The organism is Lentibacter sp., assembly GCF_965657785.1.
In the GTDB taxonomy this organism is placed as follows: Bacteria; Pseudomonadota; Alphaproteobacteria; order Rhodobacterales; family Rhodobacteraceae; genus Lentibacter.
Map to the genome: position 1 here is coordinate 39,678 of NZ_CBFHPP010000004.1, position 22,030 is coordinate 61,707.

The window sequence follows — 22,030 nt, forward strand, 5'->3', positions numbered from 1 at the left end:
TTCTGACGTGTGCAACCCCGTTTCCGATGTGAAGCTGCGCCACCCGATAACCGGATGCAAAAACATCATGTGGGTGTGGGGCTTAATGAAGACTTAACGGCCGCTCTAGAACTCTGCTGAATTTATGACAAAACACTCATGCACGCTTCTCGAGCGTGTTTTTGTGACTGCCAGTAATCGTTTTCTTTTTCCCGCTGGCGTCGTAGCTTTCGAGGCTCTTACGCACTTTTTGAAGGGTAGCGAGACGGTTCGATACAGATTTTATCCCGCGTGTCGCGCTCTCAAGCATGGCCTGGTTTCTGATCGCTTTGGTTTGAAGTCCACGCAATGTGTTTACATCGGAAAGAGGCGATGCATCGAGTGCGCTCACGAGGGCTTGCTTTTGGTCTAGCAATTTTACGAGCATATCCAGGTCGCCATTGACCAATGCATTATGCTCTTTTTCAAGTAGGGCATTAATTTGGCTTATGAGATTATTTGAATTGTGTTGGGGCATCATACTTCTCCTTAAGTGCGTTGAAAATCGACTCAGCGAGGCCTATTCCGCCGCTCTCAACAAGCGTTTTGGCATGAGCCTCTGCCAAGAAAGAGGCAAAGTGCTCTTCGCCAGCGCCTCCGCCAAAAGTGTCTCTCGTTTTGCTTAGGCCTGCGGCTTTCAGCATTTCGGCCAAGAAGCTGGCTTCTAGACTATTTGCGGCGTCTCGCAGTTTAGAGTTTTGCTGCGTTTGTAGGTCTGCGGGTCTCGATATGTGAACAGGAATAGCTTTCAAGTTCGTCACGGAATTACCTCCAATTCTTTGGATATTCATTGTTCTAAGCCAGAAACGGTAAATATGCGGTAACCAGAAGATGAGATAGTCACGGTGTTGGAAGAAATCCCGAGGCTAGAACATGATGTTAAATGCTCCGATTGCGCAGCAACTTTTGAAACCGAACGACACTGGAGCATCAGCGTTACCGGTGAGTAATTCTTCCGTTGTGGAGAGCGGGGGGCTTGCTTTTGCTGATCTCTTTGAACGTGCTGGAGAGGGCTCTTCGATTGGGTTCTCTCATGTGAGTGCAAGCACTGAGAGCGAAATCAAAGGCTCTCAGATGATAGAGCCACATATTTTGGAAAGCTCTGGGTCCGAAAGAGATATGGACGAGACGTATATTGATTTGACACACGCGACCTTAGAGCAAGAGCCGCAAAAAAAGAGCCAAGGTGAGAGTGGGATTGAGCTGGGCATTCAGAAAGAAAATTTGGGGCGGTTGCCAACGCCAACCCAAATCGACTCTTATTTTAAACAATCGGGGCCTCCATCTTCAAACGTGGCAGCAACGCAGCATCTAAAGGTAGGATCTCAAGACATTATACCCAACGTTGAGCGTCAGGTCCTCGAACAAAAAGTAGAGACGAATGCTGGTGTAAACATTCTATCCGTGGGTGTGGGTTCATATTTGAACAAAGCGGTTTTGCGCGGAGACGTGTCTCTTGAAGCTCCAAGTGCAACACGATCGGATACTGCCTCTCAAGGTGTAGGTGATCAGGGTCATCTGCAATCGGAGAGTGTAGAGCCCGCCCTTATCGCCAATGGAAAAGTAAAGCCTGATCTTGTGGGGAGCGACTACTATCCGATCGTTTCAAACGAGAATACCGAGTCGGTGGGTGCCGATTTTGTACGCCAGAAAACGGCAGGGCTTCAGCCATCAGGCTCTTTAGAAGATACCTCAGAGACACAAATACCCACCCTTGAACAAAGGTATCATCAACAGGCCCCCTCACTTCGTTCTCTTGGCGAAAACGCGAGGGACGAGACATTGAAGCCAGGATACTTGCCCGATCGGGCGGCACAAGAGTTTGAGGAGCGCATAAAGCCCGGAGCCATTGAGCCTGTGATTGTTCCACCCAAGAGTGAGGCTCAGGTCTTACCTGTGGCTGCGTTAGAGCGCTTTGGCAGCTTCGTAACGTCGATGGAAAAGTCTGACAGACATTTTGAAATGAGTGCAGAGGCGAGAACGACTCACCCCGAAAGTGTTCAGGATGACATTTCTGAAGAACAATATAAAATTTCTGATGTTCGCGCACCGATACAGACCTTTGGCAATCAGTCCCCATTTGCGGAAGTTGTTTTGGGGAAAGTTTCAGCAAGGCGGGACAACGCCCGCGAATTGATTTCTTCTGAGGCCTTGATCCCGTTTTCTCAAGCAGAGTATAAAAGTTCTTTGGGCCAAGCACCCTCGCTGGCTGCGCCTGTTTTGAATGCGGAGCGCGCGATTGTTATTGTGAGAGATGCGCTCGATGAAATGGCGAACACCAAAAAGCGAGAAATTGAGCTTCAACTCCATCCTAAAGAACTAGGGAAACTTCGCTTTGTGATGAGCTCAGGTGAGGGCCACATGCTGGTGCAGGTCTTTGCAGAACGGCCAGAAACACTTGAAGCGCTTCGTCGCCATGGAGATATACTTGCGCGCGAGTTTTCGTCTGAAGGCTTTGACACGACAAGTTTTAGTTTCAGCCAGGACACTTCAAATAGAAGAGACATATTGCCGTCTTCCAAAGGGGAGGATGCCGCGTTGGAGCCAAGTCAATCGGATTTGGAAATATCAAGATATGAGTGGCGCAAGTCGGATGCGCGCCTTGATGTTAGAATTTAGAGGGACATATCATGACAGAGATTTCACCAGCTTTTGGGCAAACATCAAGCTATACAGCAAGCGCAAATGCGCAGTCGGCTCTGACGTCTGATTTTCAAACTTTCATTAAGATGTTGACGGCACAAGCCGAGAACCAAGATCCTCTCAATCCGATGGATTCGGCAGAATATGCGTCTCAGTTGGCGAGCTTTTCATCCGTAGAACAACAAGTGAAGACAAATGATTTGTTGGCGGGTCTGGCTGCGCAGATGGGGTCGTCTAATCTCGCGCAGCTCTCCAATTGGGTTGGGATGGATGCGCGGAGCGCTGCATCCGTTCGATTTGAGGGCGATCCCGTTATATTGCACCCGCTGCCTGCTCGCCTGGCGGATGAAGCCTATCTTGTTGTATCGGATGAGAGCGGGCAGGAAGTGCAGCGCTTGGCTGTGGCGTTGGACGGAAAACCCATCGAGTGGGCTGGTGTGTCTGCAAACGGGTCGGCATTGCCAGCGGGATCATACCGCTTTGAAGTCGAGAATTATGCGCAAGGCGCGCTTCTTGGAAACTCGCCAGTCGAAAGTTATCAACGTGTCGAAGAAGCGCAAATGATCGACGGTCAAATCATTCTATTGCTTCAAGGGGGTGGTGCGATTTCCCCTGAAGATGTGATCGGGCTGCGCAGTTAACGAAGTTTTTGGATTGTAACATAACCATTTTTGGCACCGAGCCATTGGCGTGACTGAACGATGCGCCCTGCGGGTGTAACTTTATAGGTGTTTTCAAACGACACGCCTTCTCCAGTGCAAAGTTCGCTCAATTCTGTGACGTGAGAGCGGATCTCACCAATCGAGAGAGTTTCGGTTCCACTGATCTTGATCTTACAGCTCAATCGCATGACGACCTCGTGGTTTTCACCATCCAGATAAACATGTGTGCGATCTGCTGTTCCCGATTTTTTGGTGCGGATCAGCTGTAAAGAAGGGTCTACCTTTGCAGCCATTAAATCTGCTCCAAGACCGCGACTGGAAATTATCATGCCCTGTTGCTCGCTGAGTGTGCGCCTGTCGGGCGACACCCACGTGCTATAGGGGCCGTTCATGGAAACTTCCGTTAGCAGCGTGACGTTTTTTCGATCTTCTATATGGGCCAGAGCAAGTGGCTTTTCCGTATTTTCCAGCGCCGCTGTGATGCCTTGAGTAAGCTCTTCTGCTGACGGGAGTGTGGGCGAGATACGAGATGTCCTATTCGCCAATCCCTTTGCGATTTCCAGCGCCTTACCACGATCGGGTTGGTTGCCGCAGGCCGTAAGAGCCATCAAGGTGATCAGAATGAAGGTAACTGGTCTTTTGTGAATGCTCATCTCCAGAACCGTCCCCATGTTTTTTGCATTTCTGCGCCATGTGTGCCGCGAATATTACTATACAGCCGGCCGTTTACATTTACACGCGCTCCACCATCTCGGGTCAGAGATTGAATGGTGCTTTCGCTTTTGCGTTTGGTGGCGTTTCCAAGCGCCCAGCTCATTGGCAGAGTAATTCGGATCCCCTTATCAAAGGAGCCTTCTCCAAATTGCTCAGCTGAAAGATCGGTTTTAGTCACGTAGGCCCCCACGCGCCAACCGTTACCAAACTCTCGATCAAGTGCGACGGTTGCGCCATAATCTCCAACCAGATATCGCCCCACATCGATTTGGGTGTGAAAGCCTTTGCCGAGGTCGTAGTAAGCCGATAGGTGACCTGTCGCGATGCTATAATTCTGCAGGCCAAACCTCTGATTAAAATCGCGCTGTGCAACATAATTTAGCTCGGCACCAAGGGCGAGGCGGCTTGAAACGGGTTTCCAGAGAATTTCGCCAGAGAGGCCAGCATACATTGGTTCAAGATATCCAACCGTCAGGCGCCCATAATAATTGTCACCAAGACGGCCATATTTAGCGATGGTGAGGTGCTCAATCTTTGGGCCGCGGCCCATGGCGTAAAGGCGCGCATCTGAGCGCACGGCATGGGGTGGGTTAATCGCGACAAAGCCGCCTCTGTTTGGGGAAGGGCCATCAAGATTACCGCCCAATTTATAATTCAAGGCGCCTGATGCCACCCAACCAGGCGCAATGTGATATTGGCCCTCGATTTGCGCAAGCAAGTCTGCGCGCACGGGGCTATCAGGGTCAAACACACTTAATTTGGCGACGGGGCCAAAATTCCAAGTGAGCCGTGGATGGGTATCAACGATGCTATCAAAACTACGTAAGGAACTATCAGCTGAAAAGCGAGTGCGCTTCAATATGTCAGAAGCAGGCGCATACTCGAGGGCTTCAATGTCAGACCGTGCAATTGTTACCGAACCCGCAGGGATGCCTTGATTTGAGAAGGTCACTTTCAACGTTTCTACTGAATCTGGTAAAGTGCGGGTCATGATACGCATGGTGCGACCAACTGCTTGACTTTCAATATCAAAACGCTCGTTTCGAATGAGGAGCTCTGCGGATTGCCCCTCAATCCGACTGCCTTCTAACACAATACCTTCTTGAGCTAGGGCTCGAGCGAGCGAGGCCTTAACCTGCTCATTTTTAGCCACTTCAACAGTCCAACCAAGCTCTTGCGCAGACTTTGAGGCGCGTACAGCAACAGGTTGTGGGGCAGTATCATTGCCACCGATTACTGGGGAGTCTTTAGGATCAAGTGCGATGCTGAGGTTAATCCCAAACTCGCTACCATACATATAGGATGCGCCCAGAAGTACTGTGTTGTTGAGTTTGTATTTCACCCCAAAATTAAAGGGCGACACAACATAAAAACTCCTGCCATCTTCTCGCACATATGCGTCAGACGAATACTCGACCGCGAAGGCCAATCGGTTCGTGTGTTGGTAATTTATGCCTGCGAAGCCAGCAACTGGACCACGAAACCACCTGTCATAATTTGGAATGCCACCTGATCCAAGCGTTCCTGACGGGCGCGCTCCCATAGTTGCAAAGCTACCATGGCTTCCCAGTCGCCCCCAACCGACCCCACCAGTCAGGCGTAGCTTCGGCCCAACTGACTTGGTCGCAACGACATACTCGCCACTATATATCCCCGTGCCTAAGAAATCTCGCAAACCAATGGCGAGAGATGGCCGATACATTTTTTCATCAAAAATTTGATAGTGCACATCAAAGCTACGGTCGTAATGAGTTGAGAGTCCGGAGCCTGGAGGTCTGAGACCATCGATGCCTGAATAACGAAATACGCCTGATAAGCGTGGTGTCAGCTGAAAGGACAGGTTCGTTTTGGTTGTTTGGCCAAAGTAAGAGATTGTTGTTGCAAGACGCCCATCATGGCCGACTTCGGCTGTTGGCATATCAATCAGGCCGCTGGACAGGCCATACATATTGATCCACTCGGTGGTCTGTTGTTCAGCTAAAAGGCCCACAGGCAAAAGGAAAATTCCAGCCGTGGCACTCACCAAGGATGCTTTAAACATATCCTGCACTCGTCATTACTACACCACCTGTCTAAACCAGACGATCTCCTTTGGGTAGGATAAAGGTCGGCATGGCTAATAACGCCGGTTTTTAAATGTGTATGGTGAGTAGAAAATACATGGCTATAGCCGTAATCCCGGCGCTCAGAAGGGTGGCAAGTCCGATCTTTAAGCCCGTCCGCAAGGGAGCAGGCTCATGTTCTGGCGCTGCTTGGGCTGCAAGGGCCTTTTCAACCAAACCTGGCAATCGCGGTCCAAATCGCGCCACAACGCGAAGGGTTTTCACGAGATCATTTGCAAGAGCACGAGGGCCAAGCGCGCCCTTAATGTAATCTTCAACGATAGGGTGAGCTACATCCCAGATGTTGAGCTGGGGGCTGAGACTGCGAGCAACGCCTTCGACCACAACCATAGTTCGCTGAAGCAGGATCAGCTCTGTGCGGGTCTCCATTCCGAAGCGTTCGGTCACTTCAAAAAGATAGCTCAACAGCTTTCCCATCGAGATACGCGACGCATCCATTCCGAAAATCGGTTCTCCAACAGCGCGCAGGGCACGGGCAAACTCATCAACATCGCGTTCGGGAGGCACATAGCCAGCTTCGAAATGGACCTCAGCCACACGTTTGTAATCGCGCTTGATGAATCCATAAAGGATCTCAGCATAAACACGGCGAGTGTAGTCATCGATGTGGCCCATGATGCCAAAGTCAAAGGCAATGATGTCGCCGTTTGGAGCGACTTTTAGGTTGCCCTGGTGCATATCGGCGTGGAAGAAGCCGTCGCGCAATGCGTGGTTTAAGAACAGTTGAAGCACGCGTGTCCCCAGCTCGTCACGATCGAGCCCGAGCTGGTCAATTGCGTCATTATCGCCAAGCGGAACGCCTTCTGCCCAACTCATTGTCATGACGTGGCGACTAGAATGTTCCCAAATGATTTTTGGCAAAGCGAAGCCTGCATCGTCTTTGGTATTGGCGGCAAACTCACTTGCTGAGGCGCTTTCAAGTCGAAGGTCCAACTCGCCCTTCACGACGCCTTCAAAGTGTTCGATTACATCGCGAGGCTTGAGGCGGCGCGAGCCAGGGCTGAAGGCTTCGATGAAGTTTGCGACAAAGTAAAACACATCAATGTCGCTCTGAAAGGCACGCTCTATGCGCGGCCGCAAGACTTTTACGGCAACAGTTTCGCCTGTTTCGCGCAGGCGGGCTTTGTGAACTTGGGCGATAGAGGCTGCGGCAACAGGTTCGCTGAAGTCTTCAAAGATCGCTTCCAATGGTTGGCCAAGCTCCTCCTCAATCATCCGCTTGGCGGCCGTGGTCGGAAAGGGAGGCAGTTTATCTTGTAAGATACGCAACTGAACGGCGAGATCGTCGCCAACAAGATCGGGGCGGGTGCTGAGCACTTGCCCAAACTTGATGTAGGCTGGCCCAAGCGCCGAAAGTGCGCGTGCTGGGGGCGGCAGCTCGAGATCGCCGCGTTTGCCGAGCCATTGAAAGGGCCAGACGAGCGTGCGTGCAAGAATGCGAAGGGGGCGAGGCGCATCAAAAGCTTCAAGCACAACGGTCAGTGCCCCCGTGCGCTCAAGCGTGGCGCCCATCCGGATCATCCGGAAAATATTGTGCGGGCCCTTCAAATCTTCCAGCCTGAATGAAGCGCAGCAATGCCAAGGCTGAGGTTGCGATAGCCCGTGTTCTCAAAGCCAGCGTCTTTGATCATCTGTAGAAATGTGTCTTGGTCAGGGAAGCGGCGGATCGACTCGACGAGATATTGATAGCTGTCTCGATCGCCCGCGATGGCTTCGCCGAGCCTTGGAATGATGTTGAAGGAATAAAGATCATAGACCTTTTGCATCAGATCATTGGGTATCTGGCTGAACTCAAGCACCATGAGGCGCCCACCGGGGCGCAGAACGCGGAACGCTTCGGAAAGGGCCTCTTGAGGGCGCGTTACATTCCTGATTCCGAACGAGATGGTGTAGACATCAAAGCTGTTGTCAGGGAAAGGTAACGCCATCGCGTCGCCGACAACCCAGTTCAACTTGCGCGCCATTTGCTCAGCTTCGGCGCGTTTGCGCCCTTCAATGAGCATCGGTTCTGTTAGATCGCATACAACGGCGTCTGCCTCTCCTGCACGGGCAAGAAAGCGAAACGATATGTCGCCTGTGCCGCCGGCAACATCGAGTAGCCGTTGCCCTGGGCGTGGGGCGAGCCAGTCCATCATCGCGTCTTTCCAAACGCGGTGGATGCCAAAGCTCATTGCGTCATTCATCACGTCATATTTGGAGGCAACTGAGCCGAATATACCTTGAACGCGTCCCGCTTTTTCTGACTCCGGGACGGTTTGAAAGCCGAAATGTGTAGTTTTCTCTGACATGGGCCTTGCCGTTTGCTGTGCTCCCTTCTCATATAGTGCTGAGGTGATGCGCACAATGCGCTGAAATGGCACGAAAAGAGCAAAGCGAGCAGCCCATGCCCGAACTTCCCGAAGTCGAAACTGTGATGCGAGGCCTTGCCCCTTCTATGGAAGGGGTTCGCATTGCCCGCGTTGATGTGAACCGTCCTGATCTGCGCTGGCCATTTCCAGAGCGAATGGCTGAACGGCTCAAGGGCCAAGACGTGCTGCGGCTACGGCGGCGCTCCAAATATATCCTCGCTGATTTAAGCAATGGAGAATCACTCCTCATTCATTTGGGTATGTCAGGTCGGATGACCGTTTCGGGCGATCCTTTGGGACAGTTTGTTCATGAGCATCCGCAACTTGAGAAGCATGACCATGTTATCATCTGGATGGAGGGTGGCGCACGGATCGCTTTTAATGATCCGCGCCGTTTCGGGGCGATGGACCTGTTGCCCACAGAGACGGCGGAAAAGCATCCGCTTCTGGCGAAGCTGGGGCCTGAGCCCTTGGGCAATTCTTTTTCAGAAAGTTATCTGGCGGCGGCGCTTGCAGGACGGCGCACGCCAATGAAATCAGCGCTGCTTGATCAACGGATTATTGCAGGCCTTGGCAACATCTATGTTTGTGAAGTGCTTCATAAAACAGGGATTTCCCCGACGCGACAGGCAGGACAAGTGAGCCGCGCGCGATTGAACAGGGTTGTGCCCGCTGTGCGCGACGTGCTGGAAACGGCAATAACTGCGGGCGGCTCTTCTTTGAAAGACTTCAAACAGGCGAACGGAGAACTTGGATATTTCCAGCACCAATTTAATGTCTACGACAAGGAGGGCGCAGCCTGTCAGACCCAAGACTGCGAAGGGACGGTGAAGCGGATCGTTCAGTCTGGTCGCTCGACCTTCTACTGCCCCATGTGTCAAAGATAGCTTGAACCATGCGACAGGAATGATATTGAAACGGCTCTGAGTGAAACAAGCGAAAGCGATCATCACATGGCCTTTGAGACGATCATCGTCGACGTGGAAGACCACATTGCCCTTATCCGCCTAAACCGCCCTGAAGCGCTCAACGCGCTCAATGCAGAGCTGCTAACAGAGCTTGTCGAGGCACTGAAAGACGCACAAACAAATGATAAAGTGCGTTGTATTGTTATCACTGGCAGCGAAAAGGCTTTCGCAGCGGGCGCTGATATCAAAATGATGAGCGAGAAGAGCTTTGTGGATGTTTTCACTGAAGATCTCTTTACGCCAGAAAGCCATGAGATTGCTCGGATCCGTAAGCCTATTATCGCAGCCGTTTCTGGCTATGCGCTTGGCGGCGGATGCGAGCTGGCTATGATGTGCGACTTTATCATTTGCTCCGATACGGCCAAGTTTGGGCAACCAGAGATCAATCTTGGCGTTATGGCGGGCCTTGGAGGCACGCAGCGCCTCACGCGCGCTGTAGGCAAGGCAAAGTCTATGGACATGAACCTTACCGGGCGTTTCATGGACGCGGAAGAAGCTGAACGCTCAGGGTTGGTGAGCCGTGTGGTGCCTGCCAAAGAGCTGATGAAAGAAGCCATGAGCGCTGCAGCCAAGATTGCCGAAAAATCAATGATCACGGTTATGGCAATCAAAGAGGCAACGAACCGCTCTTTTGAAACGACTCTGAATGAAGGTCTGCTCTTTGAGCGTCGTGTCTTTCACTCCTTGTTTGCGACAGAAGATCAGAAGGAAGGCATGGCCGCGTTCAGCGAAAAGCGCCAGCCTCAGTTCCGCGACCGATAAGCGCTGGTTATGGCCGATATATAAGGGTTTGCATTTGCAGCAAACTGACGTATACGGCCAGCCAATATATGCGTGTGCAGCCCGCTTTGGCTAGAATCACCACTTTGGTGTCGGCTATTGGGCGCAGTGCGTTTTAACGAATTAACATAACCGAACCGAGGTCACTCACATGGCAAATACGCCCCAAGCAAAAAAACGCGCCCGTCAAAACGAAGCGCGCTTCGCTGTCAACAAAGCGCGCCGTTCGCGCATCCGCACATACCTCCGCAAAGTTGAAGAAGCGATTGCTTCTGGTGACAAAGAAGCGGCTTCAGCTGCTCTTCGCGCAGCACAGCCCGAGCTGATGCGCGGCGTCACAAAAGGCGTTTTCCACAAAAATACAGCAGCGCGCAAAATGTCACGCCTTACATCACGTGTGAAGGCGCTGAGCTAAGTTTTAGCGCTCTTTTGAAGACTTGACGGCGCTCTGATCGGGGCGCCGTTTTTTGTTTTTCCCAGTGTTTTCAAATGGGCAAAAAAGCCCACGGGATTCTTTTTGAGTGAATCGAGAGTCAAGCGTGAAGATCAGTTGCTTGGCCGCCCAGCATATTGCTAATTTCAATTTAGCGATTCACCTCGCTTTGGGGGGATAGGCCGAATTTTGGCTGTGTAAAACAAGCCGAACCTTTTTCACGGTCATATGTCCAAAGAGTAAAATGGTATGAGACAACATAGTCAGCTTTAGCAGGCTATATGTATCCTTTTGACTGGTGAGCGCTCGTTTAGGAGCCCTGCTGCAAGGGCCTAGATGATATTTTTTGATGCTGGCTCAATTTGGGCTATTGGGACGAAACGGGACAAAAATGACAGATGAACAGTGGGGTGCGCTGCAAGGCAACCTTTTGAAAGCCGTTGGTAAGAACAACTACGCAAGCTGGATTGAACCGCTGGCTTTTGATGATGTTCGTGATGGTGTTGCTACCTTTAATGTCCCGACGACCTTTCTTGGAAATTACGTAAAGCAGAATTTTGGCGACCAAATTCTCTATCAGATGATGGGTGTCGGGATAAATGTGTCTCGCGTGCGCTTTACTGTTGCTGCGCAATCTCCTGCCGTAGCAAACCGGTCTATAGAGAACCAAGATAGCGTAACGCCTGCCTTGGATGTGGCGCCGCAAAAGCGCGATACGCCTATTGCTGCGGCCCCTTTGGACCCGAAATTTACCTTCTCAAACTTTGTTGTTGGTAAGCCAAACGAGCTGGCCCATGCGGCAGCCAAGCGTGTCGCCGAAGGCGGCCCTGTGACGTTCAATCCGCTGTTTCTTTACGGTGGCGTCGGGCTTGGTAAAACCCACTTGATGCACGCAATCGCATGGGAGCTTCAGACCTCTCGCCCTGATCTGAATGTGGTATACCTGTCTGCCGAGCAATTCATGTATCGTTTTGTTCAGGCATTGCGCGACCGCAAGATGATGGATTTCAAAGAACTGTTCCGCTCGGTTGATGTGCTTATGGTTGATGATGTCCAGTTTATTGCTGGGAAAGACAGCACACAGGAAGAGTTCTTTCATACCTTCAACGCGCTGGTTGATCAGCGAAAGCAGATCATTATTTCAGCCGATCGTGCTCCGGGTGAGATCAAGGATTTGGAAGAGCGGATCAAAAGCCGCCTGCAATGCGGCTTGGTGGTGGACTTGCACCCAACAGATTACGAGCTGCGGCTTGGTATCCTTCAATCCAAAGTAGAAGTGCAGCAGGCGCAATATCCCGAACTTACGCTTGATGCGGGTGTGCTGGAATTCCTTGCGCATCGCATCAGCACAAACGTGCGCGTGCTTGAAGGTGCTTTGACAAGGTTGTTTGCGTTTGCCTCTTTGGTAGGCCGCCCAATCACTCTCGAGCTGGCGCAAGATTGCTTGGCCGACGTGCTGCGCAATTCCGAGCGCAAGATTTCTGTCGAAGAAATCCAGCGCAAAGTTTCGGAGCACTATAATATCCGTTTGAGCGATATGATTGGCCCGAAGCGTGTGCGCACCTATGCGCGCCCACGTCAGGTTGCTATGTATCTTTGCAAGCAACTCACCAGCCGTTCCCTTCCAGAGATCGGCCGCTGTTTTGGCGGGCGTGACCATACGACGATCATGTATGGGGTGCGCAAAATTGAAGATATGCGCGCTCAGGATGGGCAACTCGCTGAAGATATAGAGATTCTGCGCCGCATACTGGAAGCTTAAGCAAGAGCAGGGGTCTAGGCGCTTGACGCCTTTGACTTTCCAGTGGACAACACAAGAAAGAACTTGAGTTGACTGGGGGATGGGCTAATTTGTTGCTCCCGCCAGCACAGAGGAGCTAGGGATGAAGTTTAGCATAGAGCGCGCCGCACTGTTGAAGGCTGTGGCACAAGCACAGTCAGTCGTAGAGCGCCGTAACACGATCCCTATTTTGGCGAATGTGCTGATTGAGGCGCAGGACAGCGATGTGCGCTTCCGCGCTACAGATCTTGATATTGAAGTGGTCGATCGCGCCGATGCACAAGTTGAGCGCGCTGGGGCGACAACTGTATCGGCTGTGCTGCTCCATGAGATTGTGCGCAAGCTGCCTGATGGCTCGCTTGTGACGCTGACGGATGATGGCGCCAAAGGCCGGCTGACTGTCGAAGCCGGTCGCTCGAACTTCTCTTTGGCGACATTGCCTAAAGAAGACTTCCCTGTGATGGCGACATCCGAATACAGCTCAAATTTTTCTGCGCCAGCCGTTATGTTGCGCCGCTTGTTTGATAAGTCGAAATTTGCGATCTCTACGGAGGAAACCCGTTATTATCTTAACGGTGTTTATATGCACATCTCCGATTCAGATGGGGGCAAAGTCTTGCGTTGCGTTGCGACAGACGGTCACCGCCTTGCACGGATTGATGCGGAGCTACCGCCTGGTGCTGCGGAAATGCCGGGTGTGATTGTGCCGCGCAAAACTGTCGGTGAGTTGCGCAAGCTGCTGGACGATGATGAGGCCAAGATTGCGGTTTCTGTAAGCGAGACTAAGATCCGCTTTGCAACACCTGATATCACCCTGACGTCTAAAGTCATTGATGGAACATTCCCTGATTACACGCGGGTTATACCGCAGGGCAATACACGCAAACTTGAAGTTGATGCTGCCGAGTTTGCCAAGGCGGTTGACCGTGTGGCGACTGTTTCGTCAGAGCGCTCGCGCGCTGTGAAGCTGACGCTTGGTGAAGACAAGCTGATCTTGTCGGTCAATGCGCCTGACAGTGGTGCTGCTGAAGAAGAGCTGGCTGTCGCTTATGGCGATGAGCGTCTGGAAATCGGATTTAACGCCAAGTATCTGCTCGAAATTGCCAATCAGGTGGACCGCGAAAATGCGGTATTTATGTTCAATTCTTCGGGTGACCCCACTTTGATGCGCGAAGGCAATGACACATCGGCTGTTTACGTCGTGATGCCCATGCGCGTTTGAGCTGTGGCGGGGTAAGCACGCATGGCTTCGCTTGCCCTGACCAAGCTTAGGCTCTCACATTTTCGCTCTCACAAGGCTGCGCAGCTTGACGTTGATGCGCGGCCTTTGGCTATCTTTGGGGCCAATGGAGCCGGAAAAACCAACATCCTTGAGGCGGTTTCCCTGTTCTCTCCCGGGCGCGGAATGCGGCGTTCTTCCGCGAAAGAGATGGCGAAGCGGCCAGAGGATATTGGCTGGAAACTCTCGGGGCTGATCGAGCATGACGGTCGCACCTATGAGGTTGATACCAGCTCCGAAGACGGCGCGGCGCGCTCTGTCAGGATTGATGATAAGGCTGCTGCACAGACTGCGCTGGGGCGGATTGCGCGGGTTGTTTGGTTGATCCCATCGATGGATAGGCTTTGGATAGAGGGGGCGGACGGGCGGCGGCGTTTTCTGGACCGTATGAGCATGAGCTTTTTTCCGGATCACTCTGACCTCTCTCTTGAATACGAAAAGGCCATGCGAGAGCGCAACAGGCTGTTGAAGGCTGAGGTTCGTGACACGCATTGGTATGCTGCTCTGGAAGCCAAGATGGCACAGAGCGGAGCGGGCATTCACGCCAATAGGGTGGCGACACTTGCGCGTCTTCGAGTGGCGCAAGACGGGGCAGAAACGACCTTTCCATCTGCTGAGTTGGAGCTTGTCCAGAGCGAAGGCGCAATGCCTGAGACAGCGGCTGATCTCGTCGAGGCTCTGAGCGAAAGCCGCTTTAGAGATATGGCGGCGGGGCGTGCCCTCGTTGGGCCGCATCGTTCTGATTTATATGGCGTCTTTGCGGCTAAAGCCGTGCCTGCGAAAGACTGCTCGACGGGTGAACAAAAGGCGCTCTTGATCTCGCTCATTCTTGCGAACGCGCGGGCCTTGAAGGCGGATGTCGGAGCGCCTCCGATTGTTCTTTTGGATGAGGTTGCGGCGCATCTTGATTCGAACCGTCGCGCTGCGCTTTATGACGAGATATGCGCTTTGGGCGCGCAAGCTTGGATGACTGGCACAGGTCCAGAACTGTTTGCGGAGCTGGGTGATCGTGCCCAGCATATTGAGGTTCAAGAAGGCCTTGAAGCCTCACGGTTGATCATGACTTGACTGTTTTTTGCGCCAGATTTGGTATGCCCATTGTGCGCACACGACAAAGAGGCCGATAGCAAAAACCGGTTCGAAGAGGTGGGCGATATAGGCGTAATGGCCATGTCCCATAAGGAACGCAAAGACAGCAACGTTTGCAGCAGAGAAGAGCACCGCCTCCATTGGCGACCATAAGACTTTGTCCTGTGGTCTCATGGGCTTGAAGGAGGAGGTATCCGGAGCGTGATATTTTGACGAGATTTGATTTTTCATGAAAGTAACCTCGCAAAACACTGTGCCAAAGAGCAGAGTAGTTGATGGCATGATTGTGTTTTTTGAAGTGGTTTTATTTTAATATGATGAAGTAACAACCTGCCTCGGCCTATTTCGGCCTGAGCGTGTCGAGAGGCCCAAAATATAGCGGTTGAGCGTGACAACCTCCCCCATAAACAGTATAAAATGACAAAATCGCAAAGGAAGCGTGTGAATGTCAGAGAACGAGCAGAAACCCGAAGAGTATGGCGCTGATTCCATTAAGGTTCTCAAGGGGTTAGAGGCTGTCCGCAAGCGGCCCGGGATGTATATCGGCGATACGGATGATGGCTCTGGCCTGCATCATATGGTCTATGAGGTTGTCGACAACGGGATTGACGAAGCGCTGGCGGGGCACGCCGATTATGTAAACGTCAAAATCCATGCGGATTCTTCGATTTCTGTCCGTGACAACGGACGCGGCATTCCTGTGGGCATCCACGAGGAGGAGGGCGTCTCGGCGGCCGAAGTGATCATGACGCAGCTCCACGCGGGCGGCAAATTTGACAGCAACTCCTATAAAGTTTCAGGCGGCCTCCATGGGGTGGGTGTTTCTGTTGTAAACGCGCTGTCTGTCTGGCTTGAGCTGCGCGTGTGGCGAGACGGCAAGGAGCATTATGCGAAGTTTTCGCATGGCGACACTGTTGAGCACCTGCGCGTTGTTGGCGACGCAAACGGTGAGACAGGCACGGAAGTGCGCTTTCTGGCCTCGACGGAGACATTCTCTAACCTTGATTATGAATTTTCCGTTTTGGAAAAACGCCTCCGCGAGCTTGCCTTTCTGAACAGCGGCGTGCGGATCATCCTTGAAGATGAACGGCCAGCGGAGCCGCTGAAATCCGAGCTTTATTATGACGGCGGCGTTAAGGAGTTTGTGAAGTATCTCGACCGCTCGAAAACATCTGTCATGGAAGAGCCGATTTATATCGTCGGTGAAAAGGACGATATCGGCGTCGAAGTTGCGATGTGGTGGAACGATAGCTACCACGAGAATGTTCTTCCTTTCACAAACAATATTCCGCAGCGAGACGGGGGCACGCATATGGCGGGCTTCAGGGGCGCGCTGACGCGGACGATTAACAACTATGCGCAATCATCAGGCATAGCTAAGAAAGAAAAGATTAACTTCACGGGCGATGATGCGCGCGAGGGGCTGACTTGTGTGCTGTCTGTCAAAGTTCCTGACCCTAAATTCTCAAGCCAAACCAAAGATAAATTGGTCAGCTCCGAAGTGCGCCCTGTTGTTGAAAGCATGGTGAACGACAAGCTGGCGGAGTGGTTTGAAGAAAACCCGTCGCAAGCGAAGATCATTGTTGGCAAGATTGTCGAGGCGGCACAGGCGCGTGAAGCGGCGCGAAAAGCGCGCGAGCTGACGCGGCGCAAGACGGCTATGGATGTGAACTTTCTGGCAGGAAAACTCAAGGATTGCTCGGAGAAAGACCCAAGCAAAACAGAGCTTTTCATCGTGGAGGGTGACTCCGCTGGTGGCTCGGCCCAGACGGGGCGCGACCGTGGCACACAGGCCATTTTGCCGCTCAAAGGCAAGATCCTCAATGTGGAGCGTGCGCGGTTTGATCGTATGCTCGGCAGCCAGGAAATCGGCAACCTTGTGATGGCGCTTGGAACGGGTATTGGGCGCGACGAATTCAACATCGAGAAACTGCGGTATCACAAGATCGTTTTGATGACGGATGCGGACGTGGACGGCGCGCATATTCGCACGCTTTTGTTGACGTTCTTCTATCGCCAGATGCCTGAACTGATTGAGGGTGGCTATCTCTATATTGCCCAGCCGCCTCTTTACAAAGTGGCGCGTGGGAAGTCTGAAGTCTATCTCAAGGACCAGAATGCTCTGGACGATTACCTCGTTCAACAGGGTGTTGACGGTGCTGTCTTGAAGCTCGGAAATGGCACCGAAATGGCGGGTCAGGATCTGATCCGTGTGGTCGATGAAGCGCGCCAGCTGCGCCGCGTTTTGGATGCGTTTCCAACGCATTACCCGCGCCATATTCTTGAGCAAGCCGCGATTGCGGGAGCCTTTGTGCCCGGCGCAATTGAGGGCGATTTGCAGGGTGTGGCCGATAAGGTTGCGAAGCGTTTGGACCTTATTGCACTGGAATATGAGAAAGGTTGGCAGGGCCGTATCACGCAGGATCACGGCATCCGACTGGCGCGCATTTTGCGCGGTGTGGAGGAGGTTCGCACGCTGGACGGGCCGATGCTGCGCTCTGGAGAAGCGCGCCGCACAGGCACGCTGACCCAGAGTTTGCAGGAGGTTTACGGCACGGCTGCGAAGCTTGAACGCAAGGACCGCACCCAGATGATTTATGGGCCTTTGGACTTGCTGAAAGCGATCCTTGAAGAGGGTGAGCGCGGGCTATCGCTGCAGCGTTATAAGGGCCTTGGCGAGATGAACCCGAGCCAGCTTTGGGAGACGACGTTGGACCCTGATGCGCGCACATTCTTGCAAGTCAAAGTCGAGGATATGGCGGAGGCGGATGACCTCTTTACCAAGTTGATGGGCGATGTTGTGGAGCCGCGTCGCGAGTTTATCCAGCAGAACGCTTTGAGCGTGGAAAACCTAGACTTCTAAGTCACTTAATGGCAAATTCCGGCCCGAATTTCGAAAGAGGTTTGGGCCTTTTTTATGCGCGCTCAGTCGCTGACGGCGCGGATGAGTTTGCGCTCCAGAACGCGCAGCACAGCCTTGAGATCATGGCCGCGTTTGAGCACCTGACCATTGAGGCCGATGACTGAATACTGCCCTTGCTTGAGGCGCAATTTCGGATGTTTTTCAATGCGATAGAGCGGGTTTTCGGCGGTGCGGCGAAAGACCGAAAACACGGCGTAGTCCTTGAGGCAGGAAATGCCATAATCGCGCCACTCGCCTGCGGCGACCATGCGGCCGTAGAGGCCGAGAATGAGGGACAGCTCGGTGCGGTGAAAGGCGACCTGTGAGCTTGTGGGCAAGGGCGTGTGAGAGGCCATGTTCATAGCTCTAGCCTGACGCTGTTTTCAGGCCGAATCAAGCCCCTCGTTGAAATGGTTAACGGGGGTGATTCTAGGGGGGTGATAAGCGTGCACCACGCGTGCACCATGCGTGCACCGGCAAAACAGGATTTCGGGGTGTTAACGGAGCGTGCGCTCGAGGCGGGTGTCGGAGTGCGCTGCGCGCCCTCCGACACGCTGGGGGCCAGCCCCCCAGACCACAGGCTAAGCTGGGGGGCCAGCCCCCCAGACCCCCCGGGATATTTTTAGAAAGAGGAAGCAGGGGGCAGATTAGAGGGGGTCGATGTCGCCTTGGGCGCGGGTGCTGTGGAAGTCGCGCTCGAAGGCGGCGAAGCGGTCTTCGGCGATGGCGGCGCGCATCCCTGCCATGAGGTCTTGGTAGTAGTGCAGGTTGTGCCATGTGAGCAGCATCGAGGAGATGATCTCTTGGGAGCGGAAGACATGGTGCAGGTAGGCGCGGCTGTAATTTTTGCAGGCAGGGCAACCGCAGTTTTCGTCCAGCGGGCGCGGGTCGTCTTGATGGCGGGCGTTTTTGATGTTGAGCACGCCAAGGCGGGTGAAGACCTGACCCGTGCGGCCCGAGCGGGAGGGCAGGACGCAGTCCATCATATCAATGCCGCGGGCGACGGCGCCGACGATATCGTCGGGCTTGCCGACACCCATGAGGTAGCGCGGTTTGTCTTTTGGGAGTTGGTCAGGCGCGAACTCCAGCGTGTTGAACATGGCCTCCTGACCTTCGCCCACGGCGAGGCCGCCGACAGCGTAGCCTTCAAAGCCGATCTCTTGCAGGGCCTCGGCGGATTGGGCGCGCAGGTCTTCTTCAAGGCCGCCTTGCTGGATGCCGAAGAGGGCGTAACCCGGACGATCGCCGAAGGCTGTGCGCGAGCGCTTGGCCCAGCGCATGGACAGTTCCATCGACTTGGCGATGTCGTCACGCGTGGCGGGCAGGGCGGGGCATTCGTCAAAGCACATGACAATATCAGAGCCGAGCAGGCGCTGGATTTCCATGCTGCGTTCGGGGGAGAGCATATGTTTGGAGCCGTCGATGTGGGACTTAAAGGCGACGCCCTCTTCTGTGAGCTTGCGCAGATCGGCCAGAGACATGACCTGAAAGCCGCCTGAGTCTGTGAGGATCGGGCGGTCCCAATTCATGAATGTGTGCAAGCCGCCCAGAGCGGCGATGCGCTCGGCTGTGGGGCGCAGCATCAGGTGATAGGTATTGCCAAGAAGGATGTCGGCCCCTGTGGCGCGCACGCTTTCGGGCATCATCGCCTTGACGGTTGCCGCTGTGCCGACGGGCATAAAGGCGGGTGTGCGGATCTCGCCCCGCGGAGTGCGGATTGTGCCAGTGCGGGCTTTGCCAGATGTGGCGGCGAGGGAGAAGGAAAATTCTTGTGTCATGGTTTTGTGTCTTGGCGCAAATAGAGCTGATTGCCAAGAGAGAAGCCGATGAACTTAGGGGCTGGCCCTGTGAGAAAAACTATGCGAAAGGCGGCGAGTTGGTCTTTGAGCCTTATTGCGGTAGGCTCGGCATCAGCCGTTTTCAAACATTGGATTGCAGCGCATGAGTCTTGATAAGAGTGGTTCTATTTTGTCGTTCGGGTGGGAAGAGTGGGTGGCTTTGCCCCAGCTTGGCCTGCCCGCCATTCAGGCCAAAGTCGACACGGGGGCCAAAACCTCGGCGCTTCATGCTTATGATATCGAGGTTTTCGGGGCCTCTGCCAAGCCCAAGGTGCGCTTTATGGTGCATCCTGTTCCTGGGCGGGAAGACATTGTCTTTGCCTGCTCTGCCGAGATCAAGGATCGCCGCGACGTGACCTCTTCCAATGGCGAGAGCGAGAACCGCTATGTGATCGAGACCAACTTGCTGGTCAACGGCCACCGCTGGCCCATCGAGATCACGCTGAGCAACCGGGCGACCATGAGCAACCGTATGTTGCTTGGGCGGCAGGCGCTGAAGGACCATATCAGCATTGTGGCGACCGAGCGGTTTTTGCAGCCCGAGCTGAGCTATGATGTTTATCATTCCAAGCGGGTGCGCGAGACGGCCCCAGAGCGGGCGCTCCGTGTGGCCGTATTGAGCCGTGAGGACAATTATTCGACCCGCCGTCTTGTGGAAGAGGGCGAGAAGCGGGGCCATGTTGTTGAAGTGATCGACACCACGCGTTGTTATATGGCGCTGAATGCGCTTGCGCCCGAGGTGCATTATGACGGCAAGCGACTGGCGCGCTATGATGCGGTGATCCCGCGGATCGGCGCTTCGATTACGTCATATGGCACAGCGGTTGTGCGCCAGTTTGAAACCATCGGGACATTTTGTGTCAACTCCTCGCAAGGCATCACCGCGAGCCGCGACAAGCTTCATGCGCATCAGCTAATGGCGCGCCACAAGATCGGGATGCCCAATACGGCCTTTGCGGCCAGCCCGAAAGACACCAACTCGATTGTCGGGCTTGTCGGCACGGCGCCTCTGATTGTGAAGCTTTTGGAGAGCACGCAGGGCAAGGGCGTTGTTTTGGCGGAGACAAAGAAGGCGGCGGAGTCGGTTATTGATGCGTTTCGCGGGCTAAAGGCGAACTTTCTGGTGCAGAACTTTGTCAAGGAAGCGGCGGGCGAGGATATCCGCTGTTTTGTGATTGGCGGCAAGGTTGTGGCCTCCATGCGGCGCACGGGGGCAGAGGGCGACTTTCGCTCAAATCTGCACCGCGGCGGCACGGCCGAGGCCGTCAGAATCAGTAAGGCGGAGCGCGATGTGGTGTTGCGCGCAACGAAGGCCTTCGGGCTGCATATGGCGGGCGTTGATCTTTTGCGCGCCAGCGATGGGCCGAAGGTTCTTGAAGTCAATTCCTCACCCGGCCTTGAGGGGATCGAGGGGGCGAGCGGCAAGAATATTGCGGGCACGCTTTATGAGATGATCGAGGCGCGGGTGCGGCCTGCGCCTGTGCGCAAGCGTGGCAAAGCGGCGGGCAAGAGCGCGGGCTGAGCCTGCTCACAGGAGCGTGTCTTGATCGGTTTGGCATTCCGTGGCGTAATGTTGTCAACCAATAGGAGAGTATCGATGACAAGATTTGGTGTGGCACTGGCGCTGGGCGCGACGCTTGCGGGCGCGGCTTTGGCGCATGACGGCGTAGAAAACGAAGCCGTGAAGGCGCGGATGATGCTTATGGATGGCGTCAAGACGGCGACGGGCACTTTGGGCGGCATGGCCAAGGGCGAGATAGAATTTGATGCCGACAAGGCAGGCGCGGCGCGGCAGGCGCTGATGGAGTATGCGGCCAAGGTCCCTGCGGCGTTTGAGGCCCAAGAGATGGACCCGAAATCAACCGCGCTTCCGGCGATCTGGGAAAACTGGGCTGATTTTGAAGCGAAGGCCGTGGCCATGGGCGCGGCGGCTGAGGCGCTTGATACCAGCGATCTGGGCTGGCTACAGGCGGGTATGGGCGAGCTTGGCGGCACCTGTGCCGCCTGCCACAAGGCCTATCGCATCAAGAAGTGATCAGCCGCAGCTAAAGCCTGTGATCCGCTCGGAGCTGTCGATTTTGACATTGAGGCGCTCGGGGCGCAGATCTGTTGTGACGGCGCTGTTTGGGCCGACAATGCGCACGGGGCGCTCGCGGGCGTCAAACTCGACTTCGCCAACTCTCATCCCTGTCATAAAGGCAAGATCGTCAGCGCCGCAGGAATCTGCCAGCGCGGCACGTGTTTCCGCAGGAATGAGGGGCTCGTTTTGGTCTAGGATGCCGTTCATCTGGCAGGCAGACAGCGCAGCAATTGCGCCAAAGGCGGCGGTGATGGTTTTAAAATTCATACGTGTTACTCCCGAATCCGTGCCAAAACAGTAGCAAGGCTGTTTCTTTTATATCAGGGGAATTCCGCCCTGTCCTCTCCCCCTAAGTCTTGCAACTTTGTGCCGT

At 53.9% G+C, this 22,030-nt stretch carries 21 protein-coding genes; 11 read left to right on the forward strand and 10 right to left on the reverse strand.

The genetic code is table 11. The annotated features are described in order from the left end of the window. Nucleotides 1-136: 136 nt before the first annotated feature. Both ACTF58_RS03710 and ACTF58_RS03715 read right to left on the reverse strand, forming a co-directional pair. Nucleotides 137-496, reverse strand: a complete 360-nt coding sequence (locus ACTF58_RS03710; protein WP_438990619.1) for a hypothetical protein — start codon at nt 494-496, stop codon at nt 137-139. Beyond that, nucleotides 474-779, reverse strand: coding sequence for a rod-binding protein (locus ACTF58_RS03715; RefSeq protein WP_438990620.1), 306 nt, complete (start codon nt 777-779; stop codon nt 474-476). The genes ACTF58_RS03710 and ACTF58_RS03715 overlap by 23 nt, the downstream gene beginning before the upstream one ends. Nucleotides 780-891: 112 nt before the next feature. On the opposite strand from ACTF58_RS03715, the gene fliK reads away from it, so the two are divergent. Then, entirely contained in the window at nt 892-2,637 is a 1,746-nt protein-coding gene (fliK, locus tag ACTF58_RS03720) for a flagellar hook-length control protein FliK (protein ID WP_438990621.1), read from the forward strand. Nucleotides 2,638-2,648: 11 nt separating this feature from the next. Next, the gene (locus ACTF58_RS03725) at nt 2,649-3,302 is read left to right on the forward strand and encodes a flagellar hook capping FlgD N-terminal domain-containing protein (protein ID WP_438990622.1); all 654 of its coding nucleotides are present in this window, start codon (nt 2,649-2,651) and stop codon (nt 3,300-3,302) included. On the opposite strand, the gene ACTF58_RS03730 is transcribed toward ACTF58_RS03725, so the two are convergent. From ACTF58_RS03730 to ubiE, 4 genes are all read right to left on the reverse strand, one after another. Beyond that, nucleotides 3,299-3,976, reverse strand: a complete 678-nt coding sequence (locus ACTF58_RS03730) for a YjbF family lipoprotein (protein ID WP_438990623.1) — start codon at nt 3,974-3,976, stop codon at nt 3,299-3,301. The two genes, ACTF58_RS03725 and ACTF58_RS03730, sit on opposite strands and share 4 nt — an antisense overlap. Continuing rightward, nucleotides 3,973-6,078: a YjbH domain-containing protein gene (locus ACTF58_RS03735; RefSeq protein WP_438990624.1), complete on the reverse strand. Its 2,106-nt coding sequence runs from the start codon at nt 6,076-6,078 to the stop codon at nt 3,973-3,975. Before ACTF58_RS03735 ends, ACTF58_RS03730 begins: the two co-directional genes overlap by 4 nt. Before the next feature lie 91 nt (nt 6,079-6,169). Next, the gene (ubiB, locus tag ACTF58_RS03740) at nt 6,170-7,708 is read right to left on the reverse strand and encodes a 2-polyprenylphenol 6-hydroxylase (RefSeq protein WP_438990625.1); all 1,539 of its coding nucleotides are present in this window, start codon (nt 7,706-7,708) and stop codon (nt 6,170-6,172) included. Then, complete coding sequence (gene ubiE, locus ACTF58_RS03745) at nt 7,705-8,448, reverse strand: bifunctional demethylmenaquinone methyltransferase/2-methoxy-6-polyprenyl-1,4-benzoquinol methylase UbiE (protein WP_438990626.1); 744 nt, start codon at nt 8,446-8,448, stop codon at nt 7,705-7,707. The genes ubiB and ubiE overlap by 4 nt, the downstream gene beginning before the upstream one ends. 95 nt (nt 8,449-8,543) lie before the next feature. Here ubiE and mutM point away from each other — a divergent pair, with 95 nt between their 5' ends. From mutM to recF, 6 genes are all read left to right on the forward strand, one after another. Continuing rightward, complete coding sequence (gene mutM, locus ACTF58_RS03750; RefSeq protein ID WP_438990749.1) at nt 8,544-9,395, forward strand: bifunctional DNA-formamidopyrimidine glycosylase/DNA-(apurinic or apyrimidinic site) lyase; 852 nt, start codon at nt 8,544-8,546, stop codon at nt 9,393-9,395. Nucleotides 9,396-9,461: 66 nt separating this feature from the next. Then, on the forward strand, nt 9,462-10,238 hold the full coding sequence (locus tag ACTF58_RS03755; RefSeq protein ID WP_438990627.1) for an enoyl-CoA hydratase: 777 nt from the start codon (nt 9,462-9,464) through the stop codon (nt 10,236-10,238). Nucleotides 10,239-10,407: 169 nt separating this feature from the next. After that, nucleotides 10,408-10,671 carry a 30S ribosomal protein S20 gene (rpsT, locus tag ACTF58_RS03760; protein WP_438990628.1) on the forward strand — a complete coding sequence of 88 codons (264 nt, stop codon included), beginning with the start codon at nt 10,408-10,410 and terminating at the stop codon, nt 10,669-10,671. A 409-nt stretch (nt 10,672-11,080) separates the two neighbouring features. Continuing rightward, entirely contained in the window at nt 11,081-12,451 is a 1,371-nt protein-coding gene (gene dnaA, locus ACTF58_RS03765) for a chromosomal replication initiator protein DnaA (protein WP_438990629.1), read from the forward strand. 121 nt (nt 12,452-12,572) lie between these two features. Continuing rightward, complete coding sequence (dnaN, locus tag ACTF58_RS03770) at nt 12,573-13,691, forward strand: DNA polymerase III subunit beta (protein ID WP_438990630.1); 1,119 nt, start codon at nt 12,573-12,575, stop codon at nt 13,689-13,691. Between the two features lie 21 nt (nt 13,692-13,712). Next, on the forward strand, nt 13,713-14,816 hold the full coding sequence (recF, locus tag ACTF58_RS03775) for a DNA replication/repair protein RecF (RefSeq protein ID WP_438990631.1): 1,104 nt from the start codon (nt 13,713-13,715) through the stop codon (nt 14,814-14,816). Here the strand turns inward: recF and ACTF58_RS03780 are convergent. Beyond that, nucleotides 14,796-15,068 (reverse strand): hypothetical protein, encoded by a 273-nt coding sequence (locus ACTF58_RS03780; protein ID WP_438990632.1) that lies wholly within the window; start codon nt 15,066-15,068, stop codon nt 14,796-14,798. The genes recF and ACTF58_RS03780 overlap by 21 nt on opposite strands. Nucleotides 15,069-15,282: 214 nt before the next feature. On the opposite strand from ACTF58_RS03780, the gene gyrB reads away from it, so the two are divergent. After that, entirely contained in the window at nt 15,283-17,700 is a 2,418-nt protein-coding gene (gene gyrB / locus ACTF58_RS03785) for a DNA topoisomerase (ATP-hydrolyzing) subunit B (protein ID WP_438990633.1), read from the forward strand. Between the two features lie 62 nt (nt 17,701-17,762). Here gyrB and ACTF58_RS03790 read toward each other — a convergent pair whose 3' ends face one another. Both ACTF58_RS03790 and tgt read right to left on the reverse strand, forming a co-directional pair. Continuing rightward, nucleotides 17,763-18,101, reverse strand: a complete 339-nt coding sequence (locus tag ACTF58_RS03790; RefSeq protein ID WP_438990634.1) for a DUF2794 domain-containing protein — start codon at nt 18,099-18,101, stop codon at nt 17,763-17,765. A gap of 285 nt (nt 18,102-18,386) precedes the next feature. Beyond that, nucleotides 18,387-19,517, reverse strand: a complete 1,131-nt coding sequence (tgt, locus tag ACTF58_RS03795) for a tRNA guanosine(34) transglycosylase Tgt (RefSeq protein ID WP_438990635.1) — start codon at nt 19,515-19,517, stop codon at nt 18,387-18,389. Between the two features lie 163 nt (nt 19,518-19,680). Here tgt and rimK point away from each other — a divergent pair, with 163 nt between their 5' ends. Together rimK and ACTF58_RS03805 are read left to right on the forward strand one after the other, a co-directional pair. Beyond that, entirely contained in the window at nt 19,681-21,099 is a 1,419-nt protein-coding gene (gene rimK / locus ACTF58_RS03800) for a 30S ribosomal protein S6--L-glutamate ligase (protein WP_438990636.1), read from the forward strand. Nucleotides 21,100-21,174: 75 nt separating this feature from the next. Beyond that, a complete protein-coding gene (locus ACTF58_RS03805) occupies nt 21,175-21,612 on the forward strand; it encodes a c-type cytochrome (protein WP_438990637.1) in 438 nt (145 codons plus the stop codon). Here ACTF58_RS03805 and ACTF58_RS03810 read toward each other — a convergent pair whose 3' ends face one another. Then, nucleotides 21,613-21,924: an I78 family peptidase inhibitor gene (locus ACTF58_RS03810; protein WP_438990638.1), complete on the reverse strand. Its 312-nt coding sequence runs from the start codon at nt 21,922-21,924 to the stop codon at nt 21,613-21,615. It lies immediately after the preceding gene. Between the last annotated feature and the right edge of the window lie 106 nt (nt 21,925-22,030).

What these genes read in the sequence shown, in the direction of transcription:
- gyrB (WP_438990633.1), top strand. Translation starts at nt 15,283, where the DNA reads ATGTCAGAGAACGAGCAGAAACCCGAAGAGTATGGCGCTGATTCCATT.
- ACTF58_RS03790 (WP_438990634.1), bottom strand. Translation starts at nt 18,101, where the DNA reads ATGAACATGGCCTCTCACACGCCCTTGCCCACAAGCTCACAGGTCGCC.
- ACTF58_RS03710 (WP_438990619.1), bottom strand. Translation starts at nt 496, where the DNA reads ATGCCCCAACACAATTCAAATAATCTCATAAGCCAAATTAATGCCCTA.
- tgt (WP_438990635.1), bottom strand. Translation starts at nt 19,517, where the DNA reads ATGACACAAGAATTTTCCTTCTCCCTCGCCGCCACATCTGGCAAAGCC.
- ACTF58_RS03755 (WP_438990627.1), top strand. Translation starts at nt 9,462, where the DNA reads ATGGCCTTTGAGACGATCATCGTCGACGTGGAAGACCACATTGCCCTT.
- rimK (WP_438990636.1), top strand. Translation starts at nt 19,681, where the DNA reads ATGAGTCTTGATAAGAGTGGTTCTATTTTGTCGTTCGGGTGGGAAGAG.
- ACTF58_RS03780 (WP_438990632.1), bottom strand. Translation starts at nt 15,068, where the DNA reads ATGAAAAATCAAATCTCGTCAAAATATCACGCTCCGGATACCTCCTCC.
- dnaA (WP_438990629.1), top strand. Translation starts at nt 11,081, where the DNA reads ATGACAGATGAACAGTGGGGTGCGCTGCAAGGCAACCTTTTGAAAGCC.
- fliK (WP_438990621.1), top strand. Translation starts at nt 892, where the DNA reads ATGATGTTAAATGCTCCGATTGCGCAGCAACTTTTGAAACCGAACGAC.
- ACTF58_RS03735 (WP_438990624.1), bottom strand. Translation starts at nt 6,078, where the DNA reads ATGTTTAAAGCATCCTTGGTGAGTGCCACGGCTGGAATTTTCCTTTTG.
- ACTF58_RS03810 (WP_438990638.1), bottom strand. Translation starts at nt 21,924, where the DNA reads ATGAATTTTAAAACCATCACCGCCGCCTTTGGCGCAATTGCTGCGCTG.
- ACTF58_RS03725 (WP_438990622.1), top strand. Translation starts at nt 2,649, where the DNA reads ATGACAGAGATTTCACCAGCTTTTGGGCAAACATCAAGCTATACAGCA.
- rpsT (WP_438990628.1), top strand. Translation starts at nt 10,408, where the DNA reads ATGGCAAATACGCCCCAAGCAAAAAAACGCGCCCGTCAAAACGAAGCG.
- mutM (WP_438990749.1), top strand. Translation starts at nt 8,544, where the DNA reads ATGCCCGAACTTCCCGAAGTCGAAACTGTGATGCGAGGCCTTGCCCCT.
- recF (WP_438990631.1), top strand. Translation starts at nt 13,713, where the DNA reads ATGGCTTCGCTTGCCCTGACCAAGCTTAGGCTCTCACATTTTCGCTCT.
- ACTF58_RS03805 (WP_438990637.1), top strand. Translation starts at nt 21,175, where the DNA reads ATGACAAGATTTGGTGTGGCACTGGCGCTGGGCGCGACGCTTGCGGGC.
- ubiE (WP_438990626.1), bottom strand. Translation starts at nt 8,448, where the DNA reads ATGTCAGAGAAAACTACACATTTCGGCTTTCAAACCGTCCCGGAGTCA.
- ACTF58_RS03730 (WP_438990623.1), bottom strand. Translation starts at nt 3,976, where the DNA reads ATGAGCATTCACAAAAGACCAGTTACCTTCATTCTGATCACCTTGATG.
- dnaN (WP_438990630.1), top strand. Translation starts at nt 12,573, where the DNA reads ATGAAGTTTAGCATAGAGCGCGCCGCACTGTTGAAGGCTGTGGCACAA.